This window comes from Acinetobacter sp. NigerLNRRAM0016 (assembly GCF_054112845.1).
This window is the reverse complement of record NZ_JBSYVT010000141.1, coordinates 1-304: the sequence shown is the minus strand read 5'-3', so window position 1 is coordinate 304 and position 304 is coordinate 1. Positions and strand designations below refer to the sequence as shown.

1 protein-coding gene is annotated in these 304 nt (G+C 39.8%); it reads left to right on the top strand.

Features of this window, described 5'->3' with window-relative positions; translation table 11 throughout:
• The coding region (locus tag ACWQ4X_RS19895) for a hypothetical protein (protein WP_457904692.1) at positions 1-304 on the top strand (304 nt) is incomplete at both ends.

Sequence of the window (304 nt, the reverse complement as noted above, 5' to 3'; positions counted from 1 at the left end):
GGCTCGAATAGATGGCGATTTAGCCACTGTTCAAAAAATTGATACCTATGTTACTGAGAATAATGCTGCAGTTGCACAAGTAAGAAGTTCGCTAGAAATAGCAGTTCAGGCGACTGAAGCAAATGCGGAACAAATTGATTTGATCGAGCTTGAATTGCAAGGCAAAGCAAGCACAGGCGCTTTGGAGCAAGTCCAATCTAATTTGAATCAAGTAGATGGTAAAGTCTCTGCAAATACTGTAAGGATTGATGGTGTCTTTGCACAAATCAATCCTTCTTTAATTGGTTCAACCGAAGAGTTGATA